The organism is Bacillus altitudinis (assembly GCF_001191605.1).
GTDB lineage: Bacteria > Bacillota > Bacilli > Bacillales > Bacillaceae > Bacillus > Bacillus altitudinis.
Window position 1 is genome coordinate 2,695,339 of sequence record NZ_CP009108.1, and the last position, 21,636, is coordinate 2,716,974.

Here is a 21,636-nt window from a genome sequence, read left to right on the forward strand (position 1 = left end):
GGGTTTTTATGATGAGGTCAATTTAACTCTCGTGATTGCCAAACATGCTTGTAATGGCATGCACTACTTCAATTCCTTGGTAAACGAAAAGAGAAAGTGAAGTGACAGAGAACAGACCTAGAATGAATACTCTTAAGAAAAATAACATCGTGTAAAACCTCCCAATTTTTGTTTGATTTAAATGGTTGGGTTAACACGAGCCACTCGGAAATTCGAAGACTGGTAGAACACTGCAAGTAAATGCTTCTTTTTCCGGTCAAATCGATCAGTATAAGTGATGCGTGCAAATCCAGCTGCCATACTGCCAATGACTAGCAGTGCTGTAAATGCCGCAAATACTGCGTTCACATGTTTTTGTTTCTTTTCATCGCCTGCTGTCTGAATGATTTTCATTTCATGTGATTCTTGATCAGCAACCACCTTTGCATGATGGTATACCTGAACGGAATGAGGCATTGAGAACAAATGAAAACTTGCAAGTGCTATGAATAAGACTGCTAATTTTAACAGCATATTTTTTTTCATTTTTCTCACCCCTTCCTGTTTATTTTCATGATCTTACCACGTTTTCAGTTATTTGAAAAGTCTTATTTTTTTACTTTCCCTCTTTAAAAAAGCGATAAACATCAAGACATCTATAGGACTGTTTCACTTCATGAAAGGTTTCAATTTTATTTATTAAATTTAAAAAAAGTACCGAGATCAAAGATCTGGCACTTTTCAAAAAGAATGTATTGATGTCGGTTTTGCAACAGCTTTTGTAAAGATTCCTGCAATACAAATGGCAAACAGAACAAAAATAAACGCATGAAGCAGACCGACTTGATTGGCGAGCAGTCCTAAAACAGGGGGCCCTGATAGAGAGGCTGTATACCCAGATAAAGTGACGATACTGACACGTTTGACAGCATAGCGGCTATCATCACCAGCTGCTGAAATGGTCAGCGGGAAGCCTAAGGACGCGCCAAGTCCCCATAAAAAGATAGATATCATACACACGACAAGTGAAATCTTTAAAATCACCAAGAATAGTCCGGCGGCAGCAGATAAGATCGCGACTCTTAGCAATAACACCCTGCCAAAGCGATCAATGAAACGTCCGCTCAGTAGTCTGCCACTAATCATCCCGCACAAAAATAATGCATAGATGACCGTACTCATTGAATGAGAAACCTGATAGCCATCAACCATTGCTAGTGGAATCCAATCATTTGCAGAACCCTCTACAAATGCGAGACATAAGGCAATCATCGCTAATGAGATCGTCCGTTTGTTCAGCCATGATGTTTGAGAAGCCTCAACTGATTCTGTCTGCGTCTTATCCGGATCTTTTCCTGTCCCGTGCGGAATAAACCGTGTACAAATCAGGATGCTGAGAAAGAAAAGGAGTGCAATGGTGAGAAGGTGAATGAGGACAGACACACCTAAATAAATAAAGAGAATTCCGGCACCTGCACCAATTAACGTTCCAATACTGAAAGAAGCATGCAAAATCGGCAGGATCGTTCTCTTGATCTGATACTCAATCTCCGTTCCTTCTAAGTTCATGGCTACATTGCACATGCCTGAGCCTGAACCAAAAAGAAAAAGACCAGCAGTGACAATCAGCGTAGAAGAGAGGGCGGCGCCGATTGCAAGGGTTGAGAATCCAATAAACATCAAAAAAGCGCTGACCACAATCGCCACTCGGCCGCCTTTTTTGCGAACGAATACATTGGAAAGAATCAGCCCGACAATGGAACCTACAGATAAGCCGAGTAAAATGAGTCCCATTGTGCCTGTATCTGCTTGCAATAAATCTCTCACTTCTGGTGTTCTTGAAAACCAAGTGGAGATGGAGATCCCAGACATCGTAAAAATAACAATAATCGCTTTATACCACTTTAATTTCATCTAATCCCTCATATCTATGTAGTCATACAGAACAAATCTACTCGATTATAAAGGAGACTTCTTGATTCGTAAATAACATGAGGGAGGATCATCATGAAGAAAATATTCCAACTTCATCATTCTTTGATAGAATAAAGACAAAAGGGGCGATACATATGTCATATCGAATAGGTGTTTTAAAGGGAGACGGGATTGGACCGGAAATTGTTAATTCTAGTATGCGTATTTTAAAGACAGCGCTGTCACAGTTCAAAGAACCATTTGTGGAATTTGTAGAGTGTCCTATCGGTGCTGAAGCCATTCATTCTCATCAAGATCCAGTGCCAGCTTCTACTATAGCCGCCTTGAAAAAATGCCATGGCTGGATATTAGGACCTCATGATTCAGCTTCATATCCTGATCAATTGAAAGAAAGAAGAAATCCAAGTGGAGAACTGCGTCATACATTTGATTTATTTGCAAATATTCGTCCATCGCAATCGCTTCCAGGTGTGAAAAGCGTTGCCAGTGGTGTCGACCTTGTCATTTTTCGAGAAAATACAGAAGGCTTTTATCCAGACCGGAATATGTATCAGGGGACAGGAGAGTGGATGATTACACCAGATGTCGCCATATCTACAGGTGTGTTTACAAAAAAAGCAATTACCCGTATTGCCCACGCAGCCTTTCAACGTGCAGTGGAGAGGAGGGGGAAAGTCACCATTGTTCATAAAGCGAACGTGATCAAATTAGGATCTGGCTTGTTTTTACGAACATGTCAAGAGGTAGCCAAAGCATATCCACAAGTGGAGGTTGAGGATATTCATATTGATGCGATGGCTGCTCATTTAGTGAGACGTGCAGGTGATTTTGATGTGATTGTGACAGAAAATATGTTTGGCGACATTTTATCTGATCTTGCAGGAGAACTAGTCGGCAGTTTAGGAATGGCACCTTCATTAAATTGCAACGAAAATCAAGCGATGGCACAGGCGGCACATGGTTCAGCACCTGATATAGCTGGTCAAAATATCGCCAATCCAATGGGCATGATTCTTTCTACAGTGATGCTTTGTAACTGGCTACATGTGAAATATCAAGATGAAAGATTAAAACAGACAGCGAGTCTGATCGAACATACTCTTGGTGAGGCCTTAAAAAAGAACTTGAAAACGAAGGATTTAGGAGGAAATGAGACGACAACACAATTCACCGAGGCATTCATTCAAACGATGAATGAAGTTTCAATAAAAGGGAGATGAACATGAAAACCGAAAAAGAAAAGATGATCAAAGGAGAATACTATCACCCAAATGACCACACATTGATGAAAGATCGAGCAAAAGCGCGACAATTGACATTTGCCTATCAGCAAACAAATGAGCCATCACAGAGAAAGGCCATTTTAAAGGAGCTTTTAGGCGCTTGCGGAGAAGATGTGGTGTTTGAAGGCAGAATACAATGTGATTATGGATACAATATCGAGGTTGGTGAGCATTTTTTTGCAAATTTTGATGCTGTGTTATTAGATGTTTGCAAGATTACAATTGGAGATCATTGTTTGTTAGGTCCGAATGTACATATATACACAGCTGGACATCCGTTAAATCCAGAAGAACGTCAAACAGGTATTGAATTCGGCAAACCAGTCACAATTGGACATCATGTATGGATTGGCGGCGGTGCCATTATCAATCCAGGTGTGACAATCGGAGATCATGCTGTCATTGCATCAGGAGCCGTTGTGACAAAAGATGTTCCGGCAAATGTGATTGTTGGCGGGAATCCTGCAAAAATCTTAAAACAATTAGAGGAATGAAAATCTGACGAATCAACCGTTGGATTTTCATTTTTTGTTTTATCTCAATAAGATAAGTATACTTAATAATGAGACAAAGAAAATTCAATTGTTGATTAACTTCCTAGAATATATATTATGTAAACTAGATATTAATTAATGCAAAAAGAGAATCTTTGACTTGATCCTCTTTATTATTAGATTTTATATTCAATCGACTCAAACGCAGCACTACTTTCCAGTCTCAGCAAACTGTTTCAATCGATCTCCAATTTCATCTCTTACCCTTTGGAAAAATGACCACTTCTCTTCTTCTGTTCCTTCTGCTTTTGCTGGATCATCAAAGTCCCAATGGACACGTTTGACATGAGGTGGAGTCATCGGGCATTTATCAGCTGCGTCCCCGCATAGTGTGACGACTAAGTCAGCGTGATGCAATATTTTCTGATCAATCAGGTCAGACGTTTGATTAGAAATATCAATCCCTATTTCTTTCATTGCTTTTACAGCATTCGGATTTAATCCATGAGCTTCGATACCAGCACTATAGACCTTCCACTCATCTCCAAGATGTTTTTTAGCCCAACCTTCAGCCATTTGACTGCGGCAAGAATTACCGGTACATAAAAAGTATATTGTTTTCTTTGACATGTTGATCGTCTCCTTTAATGTATAATCATTAGCCAGAAATACAATGCTAAAAGTGTGATGAATAGCGTTGGTACAGTTAAAATGACCCCTATTTTGAAATATGTCCCCCAGGAAATCTTCACACCTTTTTGAGAAAGGACGTGGAGCCATAGTAGTGTTGCTAAGGAGCCAATGGGCGTAATTTTTGGTCCTAAATCAGAACCAATGACATTTGCGTATATTAACGCTTCTCTCATCATTCCTTGTGTATCGGTGCCGGAAATGGCTAATGCATCGATCATGACCGTCGGCATATTATTCATGACAGATGAAAGAATCGCTGCGATAAATCCCATACCAAGAGTACCTGCCAATAAACCTTGATTTGCTACAGCTTGAATCACGCTAGAAAGAGCATCAGTAAGCCCTGCATTTCGCATGCCATAGACAACAACGTACATACCTATGGAAAAGAAAACGATCGCCCAGGGAGCTTCTTTTAGAACGCTTTTTGTTTGAACAGAAGGGCTTTTTTGTGCAATGACCAAGAATAAAATAGCAATCACTCCAGCTATGACCGATACAGGTATAGATAAAAATTCGCTTGCAAAATAACCAATCAACAAAAAAGCTAATATATACCAAGATAATCTAAACATCTTTGGATCTTTTATTGCTTCACTAGGTTGTTTTAACTCATTCATATCATAGTGTTTAGGTATACTCTTTCTAAAGAAAAGGTACAGTACAGTGATACTCGCAAGCAACGAAAAAAGGTTTGGAACAACCATTCTGGATGCATATTCAATAAATGTAATGTTGAAATAGTCGGCTGTTACAATGTTCACCAAATTACTTACGACAAGTGGAAGCGATGTTGTATCTGCAATAAACCCACTCGCGATAATAAAAGGGAATACTATTTTTTCATTGAAGTGTAATGCTCTGACCATGGCTAAAACAATGGGTGTCAAAATAAGTGCTGCACCATCGTTTGCAAATAGAGCAGCGACGATTGCACCAAGGATGGTCACATACACAAACATACGTAGCCCACTGCCTTTTGCAGCCTTTGCCATATGCAATGCTGCCCATTCAAAAAAGCCGATTCGATCAAGGATGAGTGAAATGACGATAATGGCGACAAAAGCTAAAGTCGCATTCCAAACAATGCCTGTCACGGTGATCACATCGTTTACATTCACAACACCTACGATTAATGCTAAAATAGCTCCTCCACAAGCGGACCACCCTATGGATAAATTTTTTGGCTGCCAAATAACCAGTACCAAAGTGAACAAAAATATGATTAATGATAAAACGGCAAAACTCAAACCCATCCCTCCTTACGAACAAGAAATGTTTGTTGCTTTATGTTGTATACTTTTTAAAAGGTCATCTTCTTTATCAATTTGATTTAAGATGATCCGAATCGTCTCAAATTCTGGAGACAGTGTATTGATTGAATAATAACGCCACTGCCCTTTTCTGTTCTCATGAACAAATCCAGCTTTTTTTAATTTTCGTAGATGCTGACTAATCGCTGGTTGACTCATTTCGAACATATCTACCAGTTCACAAACACAATATTCTTTCTCCAAAAACAATTTCATCATGATCAGTCTTGTTTGATCACTGAGTGTTTTTAAACAATTCGACATATGTGTCACACCAATTGAAACATCTGTAGTCACAATGATTCCCCCTCTTTTCAACTCCTTCAATAGTATATAACTGAAAACTTATATAATCAATTGATTATATGAATTCAAACAAAAATTGATTCGTGTGAAAATGATTGATTTAAATACCGACTTCTCTTCTTCAAATGAAACCACATAGTTATTTAAATAGCCCAGTTCTCTATATTGGCAAAAAAGGTGTTGATAAAAACAAAAGACAGAGGTCTTGTGCCTTTTATCATTCGAGTGAAATTAAATAATCAAGAAGAAAAAACTTACGAGGCAAAGACGGTTATACATGCCACTGGTACGTGGAAAAACCCTAACCCAATAAATGCTGAAGGGATTATGACAGAAAATGAAAAAAGAGTTGCTAATCGAATGGCATTCCTGATATTTTAAATCGCGATCTGACTCGGTATCAGAATTGCATTGGGTAGCATTGGGCATTCTGCTGTTAACACTTTGCTAGAGCTGCCAAAACTAAAAGAGACATCAAAAAGCACAGAAATGATATGGATTTTAAGAAAGCAGGATATTAGTGAGGTATTAAGAGGAGAAAACAATGATCAATTGCCTGCAAGAGGTCAATTAGATGGAAAGGACCCTTCTTGGTGTCCTATGATCAGAAGGTGAAAGAGGGTCCACAAATTAAGATACAGTTATTGTTTCAACTAATTAAAGGACCCTTGTTCTTGTCTTGGTACAAATTAGATAGGTCATAAAGGTTTTTGGGGTAATTCCATTATTTGAATCTCCATCCCCCATGAAGTTGTGATATAGAAAAATCCAAGAGAGCTCAGCTCTCTGACTTTAACATCAGACTGTTCTGCAAAATATTTTAAAGCCTCTTCTATATCGGTAACTGTAATAGCTAGATGGGCTACACCGATATCACTGGGTTTTAGGTGAACATTCTGTTGATCTGGCGTCGACCATTGAACCAGTTCGATCTTTCTACCGCCATATTGCAAAAATGCCGCCCCTTCTACAACTGAATGTTCGTGAACCCCAAAGTACCTTTTTAAACTATCGTCCTCAAACTGCATCCGTTTTGGCCGGAACAAGACTTCAAAACCCAAAATATGAGTGAAGAATTCAACTGCTACTTCGATATCGGGTACTACAAATCCTGAATGCTCGATTGTACCTTGAAAAATTGTATTTTTCATATCGCTAAACCCCTTTGATTTTTGGAAGTAAATGTTTCATTATAAAGTGGTATTTAAAGTAGCTATATCAATCTTTTGTGATTTCTATATCTTTTTTGAATATCCATTAAAATTTACATGTTCCATCTGAACAATATTCATCGAGCGACGACTCTAATTTATGCTCTTCAACCTTACGATTCCCGTACTCTTCTTTCCATACCTGTTGTAATGTTTCTAAAAACACTTCGCTAGGTTGTGCTCCTGAGATGACATACTTATCATTCACAACGTAAAAGGGCACGCCCTGAATCCCAATTTTAGATCCCTCGGCTCTATCAGCTGCGATATTCTCGCTATATTGATCATTTGATAAAACATCCAAAGCTTCGTTGCCATCAAGACCTATTTCACTTGTAAGTTGAGCAAGTGTTGCGTGATCACCGATATCTAGTGAATCTGTGAAATGAGCTTTCAAAATACGTTCCATAAACTCCCGAATCTTCCCTTTCTCTTTTGCATAATAAGAAAGACGAAGTGCATCATATGAATTCGTAGGAATCATTGTATCAAATTGATAATCTAACCCAACCTCTTTTGCTTTCTGTTTCAATTGATTGTTCAGTACTTTTGCTTTTTCATTTGGGACACCATGCTTAGAGGATAATACTTGATGGATATCCATTCCTGTATTTTTTTTCGCATATGGATCTAATTGAAAATGTCGAAATAAGACTTCGACCTCTTCTTTATGTTCAAACTGTTCTAACCCTATTTCAAATTGACGTTTGCCAATATAACAAAACGGGCAAACAAAATCAGACCAAATTTCTACTTTCATCCTATGTTCCCCCTTTATGATTTTAATGAATGTATTTTGTCTATTCTTCTTTATTACGCTTTTGAACGTGCGAGGTGGGATGATGTTAATTAAAATCTTTTTAACTAATCCCACCAATGCTCTTTTTTAAAACGTTCGTGCTACCGTTTTTGCTTTTTCAATTGTTGAAGTAACAATTTCTTCTTCTTTAGTTGGATCATAGTCAATACCTTCAACAAAAATCGTTGGTTCCACTTCAATTCCAACAAACTTCAGCGCACCTCTTACGTAAGAATCGGAATGTTCCATTCCAATTGCCTGCGAATAAAATCCTCCCATACCATGAATATGGATTGCTTTTTTCCCTTTCATCAATCCTTCTGGACCTTCTGATGTATATTTAAACGTTTTTCCAGCACTCATGATTGTATCAAAATAGGCTTTTAATAAAGGTTGGATTCCTAAATTCCACATTGAAGACTGAATGATATATTTATCTGCTTCCATAAATTGCTTTGTGAATGCATTCACTGCTTCTATTTTTTGTGATTCAACATCTGTTAGCACTTCCCCACTTCTTAACTTCTTTTGTCCAGTTAAAAAATCAGCATCGATTAATGGCACATTTGCATAATAGACATCTACTTCTATTATTTCATCCGTTGGATTTACTTTCTTATATTCAGTGATAAATGCTCTAGCAACTTGCGTACTTCTTGATTGTTCCTCACTTTGAGGTGTTCCTTTAACAAATAATACTTTTGACATGATCATGTCCCCTTTATGATTTTGATTTTGAATACTTATAAAAAGAATGCACACGCAATATTTTGGTATGACCCTAAATGATTCCTATAATTTCTGCTGAATCAACAACCTCATACAAAAAGCTGATTTAATGATTATAGACAATGGGCATTTTTCCGATTAATTGGTGTTGCCTAGCAGCGTCATACATGAGTTTAGCGACATTTTCCCTAGATACGGACATTTTAGCTGGCTGATCGCCGAATGAATAACCGTAAGATTGCCCGTTGTATTTGATATTAGGATTAATGATTCGAACGACTGTCCAATCCAGGTTCGATTCTTTAATCAGTTCTCCTATCTTCTTCATTTCGGCATAACCATTTGGCATGAGAAGTTTAGGCAATATTCTTGGCAATATCGTCGATAAGCTTTTCTTATCGTCTTCAGATTGCAAGGCTGGCGTCGCGAGTGTAATCAACCTTTTTTTGGTGAACTTCTTCATCGCTTTGACAATTCGGTTATGTCCGTCGGCGATCGGTGTACCTTTTTGTTTTCGAGACAAATCAATGCCGGGACCTAAGGTGCTTATCACGACATCAGCTTCTGAAACTGCCGTTTCAATAGCTGAAGTGTTCGTTAGTTCACCCGTTACAATGCGTAAATTCGAATGCTTTTGCTTGATTTTCTCAGGGTTTCTAACATATACCGTAACGATATCTCCGTTTTCTAATGCAAATTGTGTTAAAAGTTGACCGATTGCACCAGTTGCACCAAAAATAGTGATGTTCATGGTCGTCTATCTCCTTTTGTTATTCAGAATGATCACAATGATTTCCTTGATCAAAAATCTTTCGTAATAACATGTGTTATTTAAGCAACGCGCGTTGTATAATTGATGATAAGATGAAAAAGAATAATAAACAATAACCAAAATAGCCAATATGTAGTTTACGCAACACTTCTAATGTATTGTCGTTTTTAGACAAGATGATGAACCCTAAAAGGAGAAGAAAAAATAATTATGCCAAAAAAAGATCCGAGAATACTTCGTACAAGACAATTGATTGTAGACTCTTTTCTTTCGTTAGCTAGTGAAAAAGATTTCAACCATATAACGGTACGTGATATCACAGAAAAGGCTACTATTAACCGGGCTACATTTTATGCGCACTTTGACGATAAATTTGATTTATTACATTCTACAATCACCAATACATTTACAGACAAATTGAAAAAAAGACTCAATGATCACGATGGATTCAATGAAAAAGTCATTGCAAATATTTTTCTAGCCATGTGTGATCACCATAAAGAGATAAGCGACCTATGTCCCAAAGGTTATCATTCTTTAGGAACTATTATCGAAAGTAAAATTAAAGAGGAGTTACAGAAACTAATAGCTGATCTTATGCTAAAAGGAACTAAAAACATCATCGAATTAGAGGATAAACAAATGGTAGCAACCCTATCTACTATGCTAAGTTGGGGGATATACGGAGCTGCATACACATGGAATAAGGATGGAAGACTTATTTCATCAGAAGAGCTAGTGACTAAGACCCTGCCTATCTTTAAAAATGGCATGAGTCAGTATTATCTTTAATGAAAATGATGTTAACAATCTGCTTGAGCCGGCAGTGCTATAAAAAATATTAAAAAAACACAGAAATGGTATGGGTTTAAATAATGGTGTATTTGGAGGAGTGCAAGAGGTCAATTAGGCAGGCACGATTTGTTGTTGCTTAAATGACAAAACTTCTACGACCTTCTCAATAAATTAAATCGGTCGTAGAAGATGGCCCTTATTTGTTGTACTGTAAATCAAATAATCTGGGATATTTCTTTTAAAAATTGCTTTCTCTTTTCATCTGTTGTTAAGTTCACTCTAGAAAAATGAATCCATTTCGTGGATTCATTTTTCAATCCCAAATCAGCTAGCGTTCTGTTAATAAAAACGCTTTGAATAGCATTTCCAGCTTCAGATTCAATATAATCCTTATCTGTTGTAGATGTTGAGATCACGGTTGTTTTTTTTATATTTGTCAATAAACCTTTCAAAGTACCAGTGTTTTGATCTTCAATGAATGCGAAACCGCTTAACATCACTTTATCAATAAATCCTTTTAACATAGCAGGTAGATCCCACCACCAGACTGGGAAAATAAATACCAATTCTGTTGACTGTTTTAATTTTTCTTGATAATCCTTCACTAATGAATAAGGCGTTTCTCCTTTATGAAAATGCTTTAATTCTTCAGCTGTAAACACAGGATTAAATCCATCTTTATATAAATCGATTACTTGAAACGGTTCTCTCTTTGTTTCTAATTTTTCTGTTATGGAAGTCAAAATGGCATGATTATAGCTTCCATCCCAAGGATGTGCATAGACAATCGTTTTCATTATTCATTCACCCTTTTTCTGAGTTTTGCATCATTTTTTGATGTACATTGATTTTATTGTATGCTATAACATACTACAAGTACGGTAATCAAAGTGCGATACTAACCCAAAGGAGAGTATAAAATGAATGAGGAGTCCTTCCAGACGAAAGCTGAGCTAAAAGATACTGGTTTTGGGTATACTTTGTCATTAATTGGTGGGAAATATAAAATGCCAGTTCTGTATGCTTTATATTCAAACGATGGTCCTGTTCGCTATAATCAGCTGAAACGTAAGCTCGGAACGATTTCTTTTAAAACATTAACCAATACACTAAAAGAGCTTGAGGCGGATCACTTAATTCATCGTAAAGAATATCCCCAAGTGCCTCCAAAAGTAGAATATAGTTTATCTGAAAAGGGTTTATCACTGATGCCTGTATTAGATGAGATATGCTATTGGGGAGAGGAACAAATGAAAAATAATTAGGTAGAGTGGAAAGAAAGCTACTACAGTTTAAACATGCTTTCTAAAGTAGCTTTCTTCTCATCTTATATCAATCCGATTGGCTCATTTTGTTGATGCGCTAACTCCATTTCTTCTGCCAGATAGAGAGCGTTCTTCTTATCTATATCATATCAGGCCAATTGTGGATCAGTTGACGTAATCTAACTGCAACAGTCTTACAAACATCTGGCATTAAGTAACTATCAGAATCCGAAAGATCCAGCAAAGGAATGATGTCATCTGTAAAGTTTTCAAAGGGGTATGTCCCCGCCAAATCCCTCCATTTCATTTAAATTCATTTCGCAAATATTACTCCTGATTGAACCTATAATAGGACAACGAGGCACGCAACGCTCTATTCTACCAGAGTCCTAAGGTTATTTTGATTTAATCCCTGCCCCACAAAGAGGGATGATAATGGTTTCTTCTGATTCCTTTTGATATTTCATGTAGCCAGCAAAATTGATGGCAGATGTCACTTCGACATAAAATCCTTTCTCACTTAGTTTAGAGCGTGCATGTAGAATTTCTTCTTCTTCAATATCAATAAACGTACCATTCGTCTTGTATACAGCTTCTAAAATTTGTTTAGAACGCGCCGGGGCAGCAATAGCGATCCCTTCTGCTACAGTCCCTTTATTTGTCACAGGCGTTGCTGATTCCTCCGCATGTTGAAAAGCTTTCACAAGTGGTGCGCAGTTCTTTGCTTGTACAGCAACAATTTTCGGTATGTTATGAATGAGACCATTTTCGAATAACTCTCTAAAGCCATAATACGCACCGAGTAGCAGAGTGCCGTTTCCAACCGGAATGATTAAAGCATCCGGTGCTCCTTTTAGTTGCTCATAGATTTCATAGGCGTATGTTTTTGTACCTTCGAAAAAATAAGGGTTATAGACATGGCTTGCATAAAAAACGTTTTCCTCGTCTACTGCCTTTTGGGCCGCAGCTGCAATGTCCTCTCGTGTACCATGAATTTCTTTAATCGTTGCTCCGTGGGCTTTTATTTGAGCGACTTTTTTAGGTGATGTTTGATCACTTAGATAGATGTCACAGGCAATACCACAACGCGCCGAATACGCAGCAATTGCCGTTCCTGCATTCCCGCTGCTATCAGCAATGACTTTTGTTACCCCTAATTCCTTAGCTGTTGTCATTAACACAGCTGCTCCACGGTCTTTAAATGATAGTGTCGGCATCATATAATCAACTTTTACATATGTGTTTGGCTCATTAGGATCTAGAACGATTAAAGGAGATTGGCCCTCGCCCATTGTCACAGTTTCCCACGTCTTAGAACCTTTTGGAAATGGCATGGTTTCAACATAACGCCATAATGAATTTGGATAGTGCTCCCAAGCTGTGACGTCTATTTTCGGTGTATCTTTCACTAGATTGAATACTCCACCACAATCACATTTCCATAGAGTTGGTGTCATCTCATATTTTTCCCCGCAATGGTTACAAATTAATTGATTCATTCATCATCTGCCCCTTTGGATATTTTTTTATACAAAATATATTTTTTTATATAGGATGGTCAAAAAAATATTCTAAATATAGGCAATGGCATCCATTTCAATTTTGAAACCAAAATGTAATTCATTCGTTGGTACAATCGTACGAGCTGGTTTATGTTCACCGAAAAATTCGGTATAAACCGCATCTACTTTGTCCCATAATTCAATATCTGAAATGTATAATGTCATGCGCAAAATCTTTTCTTTTTTACTTCCAGCAGCCTCTACAATCATCTCTACATTCTTAAGCGCTTGTAATGTCTCTTTTTCAATGGGGCCGAACTCTTTTTCTGTCGTTTCAGGATTGATAGCAAATTGTCCCGACACATAGACCGTGTTTTGATGAATGGTTGCGAATGCATAGTGTCCGTTTGATTTTAGATTTCCTACCTCGAGTATGCTTTCCATTTTGACACTCCTTACCTCGATTTATTTTTGATTTCATCCAAATAGCTATAGACCGTTACTTTGGAAATGCCTAACATAGATGCGACCTTCTCAACAGATCCTTTCATTAAAAAAATGCCCTTTTCATCCATGAATTTGATTAGTTCAATTTTTTCATGACGTTTCATAACTGGATGAACACTGTTTTGAATGATTTGTTGGATCAATTGATCTACTATTTCTTCCACATTTTCAAGATCATCATTTGATGTTGTTTCTTTTTCTTGAGCTTCCACTTGTGTAGAAAGAAATGTGTCCATAAATTGCTGCATTTGATTTAGTGCTTCAACATCAAAATTGATACAGAAAGCACCGATTACTTTTTGCTTTGAATCACGTATTAATGAAGTCGAAGAACGAATCGTACGCTTATCTTCTGTTACAAATGTATAACCAGCCAAATAATCTTCTTTAAAATCTTCTGATTGTAATACAGTCTTGACTAGATGATCAAATGATTGGCCTATTTCTCTTCCTGTCACATGGTTATTTACTGTAAACATGACAGATGCTTGAGGATTCGTTAAATCATGAATCACCACTTCACAATTTGTTCCAAACATTTTTGCAGTAGATTTTGCTAAAGGAATATAACTCTCTAATAACTTTTTAATATGTTCCACGCCTAAGCACCTCATTTTTTTATTCCACTAGATTATATAATTTTTATATATAAAAACAATATATAGATTTATTTATATATCATAATGCACACAAGATCACAAATATGAAAATCACCATATAAAAAAAGCAGCCATTGACTGCTTTTTGCTTGTGCTCCTTTCTAATTGTCTTCCTGCTGGATGCCATACAAAATGACGTCAATTCCCCATCGGAACCGTTTCATTGATACGGTATCACCTGCAAACATTTCTTCTTTTACACGATGAATGAAAGGAAACTGCGTTTTGTCTGCTTGAAGAAATGCTTTTTTTGTGTCTGTAATTTGTGAAGAGCCTTGTTTCTTCCAAGAGACCTTTTCGTATGCTACAGAAGATACGTATAACAGCAATAGGTCTACTCCCCATGCTGCGGATGTAGATTTGATCCCGCCTTCATGCAATGCAGCGAGAAGATGTTCGGTCAACTGAAGAAAGTTCGTTCCTTGTGGAATGGTGGAAAGAGAAATTTCAGCGAGACCAGGTTTTTCGAATAGCAGGAGGAAATAAGTATGCAATAGGTCGAATAACTGTTCTTTCCATGTGCTATCCTTTGAATCTGGATAGACCATTTGTCCGAGACCATAATCCAATACGTAAGCACTGAGTTCTTGAACATTGTTCACGTAGACATACAAGGATGCAGGTCCCGTATCGAGTGCTTTAGCCACCTTACGCATACTCATGCCCTCTATCCCATGCTCCTTAAGAAGCTCATAGGCCGTTTTCACAATAAGCTCACGGCTTAAGGGTTCTTTAGCCGGCCGAGACCGGCGACTGATCATACGACGATTTGAATTGTTCATACTCTCTTTATAACATGTCAAAGTAAAATAGTAAATTGAGCATCAATCATCATCCTTTTGAAAAGAATTCATCATATCTGCAAGCTTGACCGCAGCGTCTTTTGAAAAACACAGTTTTAAACTATTCTCCGATTCATTAGCTTTTTTCGATGAATATTCGTACATCATGTCTTCGTATTCTTCAATCGCCTTTTCAAAATGATGAGGATGTCGGACAATAGCAAGTGCTAGCTCCCTTGCATCAAACATCGCCATGTTCACACCCTCGCCTGCGAATGGTGACATGACGTGAGCTGCATCACCGATAAGCGTTACTCCTTTATGACGATTCCATTTGAAACCGACAGGAAGCGTATAAATCCGTCTTGGAATGATGGCATCTTCTGCATAACGAATATAATTTTTCAGCTGATCATCCCAATCACTAAATAACGCTAATAATTGTTCTTTTGCTTCTTTCGCTTGATGAAACGGTATACCACAAGTCTCGATCCAGTTGCGTTCTACCATAAGGCTTGCATACACTTTGATTCGGCCATCTCCGTTTAACTGCCCAATCAGTCCTTTGTGGTCTGCCAAAGCAAACATCTTACCTCGTTTATTAAATTCAGCTAAATCAGGGTGGTTCTCCTCTACGCTTAAGACATTCAGTTCTAGCATCGTGAGCCCAGAGTATTCAATTTCAATATCTGTTAACAGAGGACGTACACGAGAAAAAGCACCATCAGCCCCAATCAAAAGGTTAACAGTTTCGACAACTCCATTTTCAAAATGAAGCTCCGTCATGCCGTTTTCTAATGAAACGCATCTTTCTAGTTTATACCCATATTTGATGGTTTCAGCATCAATTTGTTCTAACAGTAGTTCACATAACACACCACGATCAATTTCCGGGCGAGTACCTGTTTGATCTGATTCCGTTTCTTCATCTAAATAAATTCTTCCTGATTTATCAAGTAATCGGAAATCTTCCCCTTCATAGCGGGCGTTCTTTTGAAATTTCTCATAAACTCCTGCTTCTTTTAAGGCTTTTTGACCTGTTTCTTCGTGAATATCCAGTGAGCCGCCTCGTTCAAGGCTCTTGTCATGCATCTCTCGTTCATAAATGGTTGTTTGTATACCGTAATTTTGCAAAATTAAGGCAAGTGTTAGTCCCCCAGGTCCTCCTCCGATGATAGCGATTTGCTTTTGATTCTTAGATAATGACGTCATCTTCTGCATCTCCTCATCCCTTTGTGGAAATCGTTTTAAATTCCATTTCATTTATATTATAACGAACATCGTTCGTAAAGAACAGTGTTCGTTCAAAATCGTTTGTTGTACGATTTTGTTTTCATGAAAAGAAACCCATCTCCCACCCTCATATGATACACTCCATCTAGGAAGGTTAAAGGTTGTCGAATCATAACAATGATACTTAGATCAGTAGGTCTCCAGTGTTCTCACTCTAAGTGTAAGAGGTGTTTCTATGAATAAATTATTGGCTATGTTGATATTAGGATTAGGCTTTAGTGGTGCCGCACTTATTCTTTCTATCCCTTTGTTATTCAAAGTCAAACCAGAACAATTTGAGCTGGTGTTTGCTGCTGGATCAGCGGGCGCTTTCGCAGTATTTGCGGTCTCATGCCTAGTGCTTCGAAAGCAATTCAATCGCTAAAAAACCTAAACAAAATCCACCGTCATGAACAGTGGAAATGTGTTTAGGTTTTTGTGATTTACCTTAGTGTTCAGTCAAAGAATGTATACAAGCTGACCCTGATAAGGAATCTACTTATTCAAAACAAAAGAAACTGCTGAAACATATCACGATATGCACGCTAAACGAATCACTAGCTTTGGCATAATAGATATCAATGCGAAAATCTTTGATATGAATTCTGACCTTCCTCATATCACAAAAGGTCCATTAAACGCATATCGTTTTGTGATATAATCTTGAGTCAAAGACAAGCGCTAAGAGAAAATGAACTGGCTGAATGGACATCATGAATGTGAAAAATTCTGTAGAAATGAAAGGGTGATAGCGATGAGAAGACTTGAGTCTGGTATATCAGTAGACAACGAAACATTTTCTGATGTTGCCAGGTATGAAAATGAAACAATCAGCAGAACAACGATCATCAACTCAAATGTTTGTTCTCCTATTTTTTGGAGCTGTCACTTGGATCATCTTGTATTTGATACGTGTGATCTGACGAATGCGAGATTTTTTGCCGGTAGTACGATTGATCATTGTACTTTTAGTCATTCAGACTTGCGCTCTGTGGGCATTGGCAAAAACGAAGCTGTCTTCACCAATTGCGAATTTTCTTCCTGCGATATGAGGGGAATGACATTGGAGAATGCTACGTTTATCGATTGTACTTTCTCTAATTGTAGATTCAATGACCGTGTTTTACAGGCAGTGAACATCGTCAATTGTACCTTTGCTGGTAAGCTAATAGATATAACGTTTGAGGGAAATGGCAAACAAAAGCTGATCGCCAATATTGAAAACTGCACCCTTGATGGTGTTCGTTTTATAGGCTGTGACCTAGCGGCATGTATTCCGCCAGCATCCAAAAACCATTTATATGTTGAACATGTATCTGCACGTGTGAAAAAGGCCTTAGAGAAGATAGATGATGATCCTACTCTGTCTGACCATGATCGGAAAATACTAGTGCGGAGTCTGCGGAAGCTTGAACAAATGGAACAGTATATTTTTAACACGAAATATATGGAGAAAATACATGGGGCCGCTTTTGTTGAACGCTTTTTCAGTCATCTTGGATGTAGCAAGGATCACATGTAGCGTTTGCTACATCCCTTTTCCTATTTTATCTTTATGTGGTACATTAGCTTCGAGTATATTTGAGCGGAATGAGTTCTTCGATTTTCACCTTGACTAGCTCCCCATCCATATCAAGGATGACAAAACACGTTGGTCCAAAGTCTGAAATGAGCTCTCGACAGATGCCGCAAGGGCTGACTACCCTAATTCTTCTATCTTTTTCATCTGAATAAGGGTGTCTCACTGCAACAATTGTATCAAAATCTTTGTATCCATTCGATAAAGCGCTACCAATTGCAATGGCTTCTGCACAAACAGTTACCCGTCCGATATAGGCTTCTATATGGACAGCTGATATGATTTCTCCTGTTTTCATGCGGATCGCTGCCCCTACATGATGCTTGTCATCTTCATAAAGACTGATCATCTTCTTTTTTGCTTCGTCTATTAATTCTATATCTTCTTGTGATAGATCAAACGTTTTCATTTCGTTCCCCTTTCACCTCACTGCTCGTATGTATTATACCAAACATGAGGTGATGAACTGAATAGGGAAAAAACAGCCTATGATTGTACATATCATCATCTTCTTATCCTTTATAGCTTCACTCTCCTTTACTAACCAGCCAACAAACCGTTTGATCTGTAGTGAATTGCCATTCTGAATGTATTTCATATTCAATTGAAAAAGGCTGCTTTTAAGTAAGCAGCCTTTTCGCCTATCTACATCAGAACATGTACCCTTTCTAGGTGTGAACTGAATCCCTATCGATTGATCACTTGAATGATTTTCTTCAGAGCATCTGCCGCTTCTGGAATTGGCATGACAACAAACACATGCAGCATTTCAGGATAAACAAAGGTTTTGATGTCCATTCCTTGTGCTGTTAATTTTTCATCAAGCTTGATGGCATCTGGATATAACATATCATGTGTTCCGATAAAATGAGTGATCTTCGCTAGTCCTTTGAAGTCGCCGTATATGGGACTGATCAATGGATCTGTGAGACTTTGATCAGCTGCCCACAATTTAGTGATGACTTCCATTCCTTCATGACCTAGAATCGGGTCCTTTTTTGCATATTCAAAAATGAGAGGGTTGCTCATACTCATATCAACACACGCAGATAGTAACACGATATCCTTTGGCTGCGGCAGATCTTCCTTCTTTAAAAGGTGCGCAAGACCAAGTGAGATGTTTCCGCCAGCTGAATCTCCCATGATCGTCAATTGATTGGCACTTCCAGCAGTTTTCAGAAGGTCTTTATATAGGTTAAGAATTTTCGGATACGTATCCTGGTTGCTATAATGAGGCACTTTTGGGTAAATAGGAGCGACTACTTTCGCACCTAGTGATTGCGCCATTTTATCCATGAACCACCAATGGACATTCAAAGGCTGATTTGTCCACGCACCACCATGTAGATAGAGAATGACTTTTTGATTTTGTGATGCTTGTTCATTCAATGTGAAAACTTGCATGCCTTCGAATGTCTGCTCTTGTACCTCACTGATTAACTTCACATCCTCCCCAATGGCATAAGGCTGCGTATTTTCAATTCCTTTTTGCTCAAGAAATTTTTTTGTCTGTTCGATACTAGAAAAACTCTCTTTATTACTTTGCGAAGCGAATAATGTTTCAAATTGAATACTTTCTTTAGAACGTTCACCATGATACATTTCTACACTCATTTTTTTCTCTCCTTCACCCAATAGGTTTATTGATCATCCTGCATTGGAACACGAAATGATTCCAGGTAAACTTGTACTTTCTTTTCAGGGGTTTTTAATAAGTTAGATAAAAGGTCTTGAATGAGACGAAGGCTTTTAATTTTCTTTTCAATTTCTTCATGTTTAAGATGGACAATTTGTCTTAGGGTATCAAGGTCTATGTCTTGACTTAGCATGTCCATAATTTCAGCTATTTCCTTTAATGAATAACCGAGCGTTTTCGCATCTTTGATCAATTGAATTTTCACAACATAGTCGTCTGTATAGAGTCTGTAACCGTTTGAACGTCGTCTTGGAGCAGGTAATATGTTGTGCTCTTCATAGTAACGAATTACGGCAGGACTTACTCCTGTTTTTTTGGCAAGTTCTCCTCTAGTCATCAACTCCATCGTTACTCCTTTTTTATTATTTTGTTTTACTATATGTACATTATAAAGGCTGAACTATACTTCAAGGTCAAGGTGAAACATTTTTCGGCCAACTTTTGTTATCAAATGATTGTAGCAAAGAGATCTCTAGTGCTTGCTATGACATAATTGAGGTTACTTTTTGGGTAAACAAAAAAACACCATCGTACCCGGCCAAATAAGGCGGATGCAATGGTGTCATCATCATTCCATCTCGATTATGATAAATCTTCCCCATTTGTTGCAATCACTTTTTTGTACCAGTAGAAGGAATCTTTTTTGTAACGATTTAATGTCCCATTCCCTCTGTCGTCTTGATCTACATAGATCAAACCATAGCGCTTACTCATTTGAGATGTTCCGCAGCTAATTAAGTCAATACAACCCCATGGTGTATACCCCATTAAGTCGACACCTTCTTTGACTGCTTCTTTCATCTGTTCAATATGTTGTTTTAAATAATCAATTCGATAATCGTCGTGAATTTCTCTGTCTGGTGTCAATGTATCTCTTGCGCCAAGTCCGTTTTCACAAACAAATAAAGGTTTTTGGTATCTGTCATACAGTTTAATTAATGAAATGCGCAGACCCATTGGATCAATTGGCCAATCCCATTGTGATAACTCCAAATGCTCATTTTTAATTGGACTATCAAATGTACCCGCTAGCTCGGCTGCATCTTCTCGGGCTTCTGCTACGTGGGACATATAGTAGCTGATCGCCACAAAATCAACGATGCCCTCTTTCAAAATTTGCTCATCCTGCTCTTCGATATCAAGTTTGATGTCGTTGTCAGCAAAATATTTCACCATGTATGTTGGATATTCACCTCTAGCTTGAACATCCGGATAGAACATATTCAATTGGTTCGATTTTACCGCTTGCAGCTGGTCCTCTGGTTTCGTTGTTTTTGCATAGGCTTCAATTTGGTTAATCATACAGCCAATTTGTGCATGTGGAATGATTTCTTTTGCAGCCTTCACTGTGAGAGCGCTGGCGATAAATTGGTGATGTGATGCTTGATACGCAGCCTGTAATTTATGGTCTACTAGGTCCTCTAAAATTCCAGCACCGGTGTAAAGGCTGTTGAGGTTCATATTCATTTCATTGAATGTAATCCAATACTTCACTTTATTTTTATATCTTTCTAAAATGGCACGGGCATATTTTTCAAACAACGGGACAAGTTCTCTACTCATCCAGCCATTATATTTCTCTGTTAAAGTAATCGGCATTTCATAATGAGACATCGTGACTAACGGTTCAATTCCATATTTCGCACACTCATCAAATACGTTATCGTAAAAAGCCAATCCTTCTTCGTTCGGCTTGTCTTCTAAACCAGTTGGAAAGATTCTTGCCCATGAAATAGACAAGCGAAACACTTTAAAGCCCATCTCTGCAAATAGTGCAATATCCTCTTCATATCGATGGTAAAAATCGATTCCGCGTCTTTTCGGGAAATCAAATTCATCGGGTTGTTCCTTGTATCTTGTTAATTCAGCTGAACTCACATCGAAAGTAAAGTTGTTCACTTTTCCTTTTTCATAAGGATCTTTATATGCAGCAAAGTCTGATGTCGACAGGCCCTTGCCACCTTCTAAGTATGCGCCCTCTATTTGATTGGCAGCAGTTGCGCCACCCCATAAAAAATCATCTGAAAATCCTTTTTTTAATTCTTTCATTTCAATCATCCCTTCT

General features: G+C 37.9%; 27 protein-coding genes. 7 read left to right on the forward strand and 20 right to left on the reverse strand.

The genetic code is table 11. The features are described from left to right. Positions 1-22: 22 nt before the first annotated feature. The 3 genes from ID12_RS19605 to ID12_RS13545 all read right to left on the reverse strand — a co-directional run bounded on the left by ID12_RS19605 (position 23) and on the right by ID12_RS13545 (position 1,893). Complete coding sequence (locus tag ID12_RS19605; RefSeq protein ID WP_008343787.1) at positions 23-148, reverse strand: hypothetical protein; 126 nt, start codon at positions 146-148, stop codon at positions 23-25. Positions 149-177: 29 nt separating this feature from the next. Next, positions 178-525 carry a hypothetical protein gene (locus ID12_RS13540; RefSeq protein WP_025207404.1) on the reverse strand — a complete coding sequence of 116 codons (348 nt, stop codon included), beginning with the start codon at positions 523-525 and terminating at the stop codon, positions 178-180. 195 nt (positions 526-720) lie between these two features. Then, complete coding sequence (locus ID12_RS13545; protein ID WP_025207405.1) at positions 721-1,893, reverse strand: MFS transporter; 1,173 nt, start codon at positions 1,891-1,893, stop codon at positions 721-723. 77 nt (positions 1,894-1,970) lie between these two features. Here ID12_RS13545 and ID12_RS13550 point away from each other — a divergent pair, with 77 nt between their 5' ends. Both ID12_RS13550 and ID12_RS13555 read left to right on the forward strand, forming a co-directional pair. Then, entirely contained in the window at positions 1,971-3,134 is a 1,164-nt protein-coding gene (locus tag ID12_RS13550; RefSeq protein WP_038475217.1) for an isocitrate/isopropylmalate dehydrogenase family protein, read from the forward strand. A gap of 2 nt (positions 3,135-3,136) precedes the next feature. Continuing rightward, positions 3,137-3,691: a sugar O-acetyltransferase gene (locus ID12_RS13555; RefSeq protein ID WP_008343783.1), complete on the forward strand. Its 555-nt coding sequence runs from the start codon at positions 3,137-3,139 to the stop codon at positions 3,689-3,691. A 210-nt stretch (positions 3,692-3,901) separates the two neighbouring features. Here ID12_RS13555 and arsC read toward each other — a convergent pair whose 3' ends face one another. From arsC to ID12_RS13595, 7 genes are all read right to left on the reverse strand, one after another. Further along, positions 3,902-4,321, reverse strand: coding sequence for an arsenate reductase (thioredoxin) (gene arsC / locus ID12_RS13560; protein WP_025207406.1), 420 nt, complete (start codon positions 4,319-4,321; stop codon positions 3,902-3,904). Between the two features lie 14 nt (positions 4,322-4,335). Further along, positions 4,336-5,634 carry an arsenical efflux pump membrane protein ArsB gene (locus tag ID12_RS13565; RefSeq protein WP_025207407.1) on the reverse strand — a complete coding sequence of 433 codons (1,299 nt, stop codon included), beginning with the start codon at positions 5,632-5,634 and terminating at the stop codon, positions 4,336-4,338. 12 nt (positions 5,635-5,646) lie between these two features. After that, complete coding sequence (locus tag ID12_RS13570; protein ID WP_025207408.1) at positions 5,647-5,994, reverse strand: metal-responsive transcriptional regulator AseR; 348 nt, start codon at positions 5,992-5,994, stop codon at positions 5,647-5,649. A 707-nt stretch (positions 5,995-6,701) separates the two neighbouring features. Next, positions 6,702-7,154 carry a VOC family protein gene (locus ID12_RS13580; protein WP_025207410.1) on the reverse strand — a complete coding sequence of 151 codons (453 nt, stop codon included), beginning with the start codon at positions 7,152-7,154 and terminating at the stop codon, positions 6,702-6,704. Positions 7,155-7,260: 106 nt separating this feature from the next. Next, positions 7,261-7,974, reverse strand: a complete 714-nt coding sequence (locus ID12_RS13585; RefSeq protein ID WP_025207411.1) for a DsbA family oxidoreductase — start codon at positions 7,972-7,974, stop codon at positions 7,261-7,263. 126 nt (positions 7,975-8,100) lie between these two features. Beyond that, on the reverse strand, positions 8,101-8,721 hold the full coding sequence (locus ID12_RS13590; RefSeq protein ID WP_025207412.1) for an FMN-dependent NADH-azoreductase: 621 nt from the start codon (positions 8,719-8,721) through the stop codon (positions 8,101-8,103). Positions 8,722-8,848: 127 nt separating this feature from the next. Then, positions 8,849-9,493, reverse strand: coding sequence for an NAD(P)-dependent oxidoreductase (locus ID12_RS13595; RefSeq protein WP_007499309.1), 645 nt, complete (start codon positions 9,491-9,493; stop codon positions 8,849-8,851). 231 nt (positions 9,494-9,724) lie between these two features. Between ID12_RS13595 and ID12_RS13600 the strand changes: the two genes are divergently transcribed. Further along, on the forward strand, positions 9,725-10,306 hold the full coding sequence (locus tag ID12_RS13600) for a TetR/AcrR family transcriptional regulator (RefSeq protein WP_017367339.1): 582 nt from the start codon (positions 9,725-9,727) through the stop codon (positions 10,304-10,306). 218 nt (positions 10,307-10,524) lie between these two features. Here ID12_RS13600 and ID12_RS13605 read toward each other — a convergent pair whose 3' ends face one another. Continuing rightward, entirely contained in the window at positions 10,525-11,106 is a 582-nt protein-coding gene (locus ID12_RS13605; RefSeq protein WP_017359568.1) for an NAD(P)H-dependent oxidoreductase, read from the reverse strand. 123 nt (positions 11,107-11,229) lie between these two features. Between ID12_RS13605 and ID12_RS13610 the strand changes: the two genes are divergently transcribed. Next, the gene (locus ID12_RS13610; RefSeq protein ID WP_017359567.1) at positions 11,230-11,574 is read left to right on the forward strand and encodes a winged helix-turn-helix transcriptional regulator; all 345 of its coding nucleotides are present in this window, start codon (positions 11,230-11,232) and stop codon (positions 11,572-11,574) included. 395 nt (positions 11,575-11,969) lie between these two features. Here ID12_RS13610 and ID12_RS13615 read toward each other — a convergent pair whose 3' ends face one another. The 5 genes from ID12_RS13615 to ID12_RS13635 all read right to left on the reverse strand — a co-directional run bounded on the left by ID12_RS13615 (position 11,970) and on the right by ID12_RS13635 (position 16,236). Continuing rightward, the gene (locus ID12_RS13615; RefSeq protein WP_025207413.1) at positions 11,970-13,073 is read right to left on the reverse strand and encodes a threonine synthase; all 1,104 of its coding nucleotides are present in this window, start codon (positions 13,071-13,073) and stop codon (positions 11,970-11,972) included. A gap of 72 nt (positions 13,074-13,145) precedes the next feature. Beyond that, positions 13,146-13,520 carry a RidA family protein gene (locus ID12_RS13620; protein ID WP_025207414.1) on the reverse strand — a complete coding sequence of 125 codons (375 nt, stop codon included), beginning with the start codon at positions 13,518-13,520 and terminating at the stop codon, positions 13,146-13,148. Between the two features lie 11 nt (positions 13,521-13,531). Then, on the reverse strand, positions 13,532-14,182 hold the full coding sequence (locus tag ID12_RS13625; RefSeq protein ID WP_025207415.1) for a helix-turn-helix transcriptional regulator: 651 nt from the start codon (positions 14,180-14,182) through the stop codon (positions 13,532-13,534). A gap of 161 nt (positions 14,183-14,343) precedes the next feature. Continuing rightward, a complete protein-coding gene (locus tag ID12_RS13630) occupies positions 14,344-15,003 on the reverse strand; it encodes a TetR/AcrR family transcriptional regulator (RefSeq protein ID WP_038475220.1) in 660 nt (219 codons plus the stop codon). Positions 15,004-15,066: 63 nt separating this feature from the next. Next, positions 15,067-16,236 (reverse strand): FAD-dependent oxidoreductase, encoded by a 1,170-nt coding sequence (locus ID12_RS13635; protein WP_025207417.1) that lies wholly within the window; start codon positions 16,234-16,236, stop codon positions 15,067-15,069. A gap of 256 nt (positions 16,237-16,492) precedes the next feature. Here ID12_RS13635 and ID12_RS13640 point away from each other — a divergent pair, with 256 nt between their 5' ends. From ID12_RS13640 to ID12_RS13645, 3 genes are all read left to right on the forward strand, one after another. Continuing rightward, positions 16,493-16,681 carry a hypothetical protein gene (locus ID12_RS13640; protein ID WP_025207418.1) on the forward strand — a complete coding sequence of 63 codons (189 nt, stop codon included), beginning with the start codon at positions 16,493-16,495 and terminating at the stop codon, positions 16,679-16,681. Between the two features lie 108 nt (positions 16,682-16,789). After that, positions 16,790-16,957: a YdhR family protein gene (locus ID12_RS19050; RefSeq protein WP_123768181.1), complete on the forward strand. Its 168-nt coding sequence runs from the start codon at positions 16,790-16,792 to the stop codon at positions 16,955-16,957. A 93-nt stretch (positions 16,958-17,050) separates the two neighbouring features. Next, on the forward strand, positions 17,051-17,818 hold the full coding sequence (locus tag ID12_RS13645) for a pentapeptide repeat-containing protein (protein WP_025207419.1): 768 nt from the start codon (positions 17,051-17,053) through the stop codon (positions 17,816-17,818). Positions 17,819-17,861: 43 nt separating this feature from the next. Here the strand turns inward: ID12_RS13645 and ID12_RS13650 are convergent, their stop codons facing one another. The 4 genes from ID12_RS13650 to ID12_RS13665 all read right to left on the reverse strand — a co-directional run bounded on the left by ID12_RS13650 (position 17,862) and on the right by ID12_RS13665 (position 21,629). Beyond that, positions 17,862-18,284: a cytidine deaminase gene (locus tag ID12_RS13650; RefSeq protein WP_025207420.1), complete on the reverse strand. Its 423-nt coding sequence runs from the start codon at positions 18,282-18,284 to the stop codon at positions 17,862-17,864. 278 nt (positions 18,285-18,562) lie between these two features. Beyond that, the gene (locus tag ID12_RS13655) at positions 18,563-19,489 is read right to left on the reverse strand and encodes an alpha/beta hydrolase fold domain-containing protein (protein WP_025207421.1); all 927 of its coding nucleotides are present in this window, start codon (positions 19,487-19,489) and stop codon (positions 18,563-18,565) included. A 26-nt stretch (positions 19,490-19,515) separates the two neighbouring features. Further along, the gene (locus ID12_RS13660) at positions 19,516-19,917 is read right to left on the reverse strand and encodes a MerR family transcriptional regulator (protein WP_025207422.1); all 402 of its coding nucleotides are present in this window, start codon (positions 19,915-19,917) and stop codon (positions 19,516-19,518) included. A 236-nt stretch (positions 19,918-20,153) separates the two neighbouring features. Next, the gene (locus ID12_RS13665) at positions 20,154-21,629 is read right to left on the reverse strand and encodes a glycoside hydrolase family 1 protein (RefSeq protein WP_007499283.1); all 1,476 of its coding nucleotides are present in this window, start codon (positions 21,627-21,629) and stop codon (positions 20,154-20,156) included. Positions 21,630-21,636 lie beyond the last annotated feature (7 nt).